Origin of the sequence: Brevibacillus sp. NRRL NRS-603 (assembly GCF_003013445.1) — a bacterium.
Lineage (GTDB): Bacteria > Bacillota > Bacilli > Brevibacillales > Brevibacillaceae > Brevibacillus > Brevibacillus formosus.
This window is the reverse complement of the sequence record NZ_PXZN01000080.1, coordinates 1-1,032: the sequence shown is the minus strand read 5'-3', so window position 1 is coordinate 1,032 and position 1,032 is coordinate 1. Positions and strand designations below refer to the sequence as shown.

At 47.6% G+C, this 1,032-nt stretch carries 1 protein-coding gene; it reads right to left on the bottom strand.

The features are described from left to right. Positions 1–963: NAD(P)/FAD-dependent oxidoreductase (locus tag C7R94_RS27990; protein ID WP_106785838.1), on the bottom strand; the 963-nt coding region annotated here is incomplete at its 3' end. Positions 964–1,032 lie beyond the last annotated feature (69 nt).

Below are 1,032 nucleotides of genomic sequence, written 5' to 3'. Positions count from 1 at the left end.
CTCTTGTATCTTCGCGAGCAATTGATCCCGCTTTTTAAGGCTTGAAGCATCCTGCTTTTGCAACGGTTCATCAAGTCCTCCGACAATCACTCTTCCTTCCGGACATGTTCGGATATACAAGTAAGGACGCGCTGTTTCCCAGATTAAACATCCATGCGGCCAGCCCGTAAACGCTTCGACTTGATTGGTCACGATGGAATACGAGCTGGAAATCACGGCATTGGCATTCCGCTTCATGGATTGTGCCTCGTAGCCAGTGGCAAACACTGCACGCCTGCATGCGATTGTGTGCCCACTGTTGGTATAGACTAAAAGCCCTCCGTCCTGCACTTTTTGATGCACGACTTCTGTGTTTTCGTAGACGCGCATCCCTTTTTTCACAGAGTGGGCGATCACACCATTGGTAAATTTATACGGATTAAACTCCGCATCTCCCTTGGAATAAATAGCACCTTCCTTGGAAAATGAAAATCGCTTTTCTATATCTGCTCGCTCAAAATACATGACTGGAAAGCCGTACTTCTTCAATAACTGGTACTCTGCTCGCAAGCTCTCCGCATCGGCTGGTTCGCTGGCATAGTACAAGCATTCACGCCTTATGTAATCTGGAGATTGGTCTAGTTGTCCAGAGATTTTTTCCAATTCATCAACAGCCTGCCTCGTCAGCTCGTAAAAACGAACTCCTTTTTGTTCACCGAAAGAATGCATGCAGGCCGTCAACGTTTTATCATTGCATATTTGCAGCAAACCGGTGTTAGCGCTGCTGCTGCCCCCACTCACCCGCCGTTTATCCACGAGGATGACATCCACATCATGCTGTTTCAAATAATAAGAAACGAGTGCTCCTGCCTCACCGCCACCAATGATCAGGACATCACACTTCACGTCCTCGGTCAGCGCGGGATATAGGGAGGGCGCTGGCAATGTTTCTGGCCAATACAGTTTTCCGGTCACGAATATCATCAGCATGTCCCCTCAAGCTGAAAGTATCAATACAGACGTTACTTGTATTCTCAACCATAGGATAACCAA